Consider the following 1,143-nt stretch of genomic DNA (forward strand, 5'->3'; position numbering starts at 1 on the left):
GACACGGGTGGGATCAGCGCAACTTCGTCAGAGGGACCGACAGGATCGGTAGTCGAAGCCTGCTCGCCATTCCTCCATACCGCCGCGGCCTCGAGACCTGCCAGAAATCCAGGGCCGAAACGGGCGGTTGCAGCATCGATGACCTCCCCGACGGTGGCGCCATCAACTTCGAGCTTTGAAACACCGGCTAGCTCGCGCAAGTTGGCGAACAGGCGAAGAGTGGCCACAGCCGGAGGGTAACGGGGTCAAGGCCGGGGATGGGGGATGCCGGGAGCCGACGTCCTCCGCACCTCTCGACCCAATCGCACCGATCGAATAAGGTCAACGCTGTGGAAGTGATTGTCCCCGTCCGAGTGCCCATGCTCAGGGACGAGCGTCGGCGGCATTGGGCCAAGATCGTCTCGTCGGTCGACGAGACCAAGAGCTCAGGTTGGGCCTTCGTGGGTGAGTTTGTGGCCGACGGCGGAATTCAAGACCTGCCGGCAGGTGCGGTGTTGTTGCTTTATGGGGAGAGGGGCAGCAATACCAATCCCCGATCGGAGGCGAGCCTTTTCACGATTGGACCTGATGCAACGTTGACTCTCGAGGCATCGGCAAGCGGACGGGCCTGGGCCCGAACGATAAGGGATCGGGCCGTCGAACTCGTCAATCTCGGAGCTTTGGCTGCCGGTCCCGATCTGACAGCGATCCCCGATGCCTACCTGGCCGACGAGCTCCGAGCCAGGGGTTGGTCGGTCGTCCGCCCGGACCGGTGACGGACTGGAGAAACGATGATCAGGGGCGGAGAAAGTTCGAGATAAGGGTGGCGGTTGCCTCTGGGGCCTCGAGATGAGGTCGGTGGCCTACGTCCGGCAGAATTTCCAGGCTCGATTCGGCCACAGTCCTTTGCAGCTCCTGGCCCTGGCTCACCGGGGTGATCGAATCGTCCTCGCCCCAGACGATCATGGTTGGGATCGTGATGGTCGTGAGGGAATCGGGGAGGGTTGAAGCCGGCGGAGTTGAAAACATCGCAGTCAAGGATTTGGTGGTGCCAGGCACCATCGCCGCGGTGTTCCTAACCGCCCTGATACCTCCATCCGGGCAATAGCCGCCGTCCCCACAATCGACGGAGTAGCGCGAATCGGCTCGCCCACCAGCCCCCAA

General features: G+C 62.7%; 3 protein-coding genes. 1 reads left to right on the forward strand and 2 read right to left on the reverse strand.

All coding sequences use genetic code 11. The annotated features are described in order from the left end of the window. The coding region (locus JJE47_00805; protein MBK5265950.1) for a MoaD/ThiS family protein at positions 1-227 on the reverse strand (227 nt) is incomplete at its 3' end. Positions 228-329: 102 nt separating this feature from the next. Between JJE47_00805 and JJE47_00810 the strand changes: the two genes are divergently transcribed. Then, positions 330-755 carry a hypothetical protein gene (locus JJE47_00810; protein MBK5265951.1) on the forward strand — a complete coding sequence of 142 codons (426 nt, stop codon included), beginning with the start codon at positions 330-332 and terminating at the stop codon, positions 753-755. A gap of 19 nt (positions 756-774) precedes the next feature. Here the strand turns inward: JJE47_00810 and JJE47_00815 are convergent, their stop codons facing one another. Beyond that, entirely contained in the window at positions 775-1,008 is a 234-nt protein-coding gene (locus JJE47_00815) for an alpha/beta hydrolase (protein ID MBK5265952.1), read from the reverse strand. Positions 1,009-1,143 lie beyond the last annotated feature (135 nt).

It is taken from the genome of Acidimicrobiia bacterium (assembly GCA_016650365.1).
Taxonomy (GTDB): Bacteria; Actinomycetota; Acidimicrobiia; order Spongiisociales; family JAENVV01; genus JAENVV01.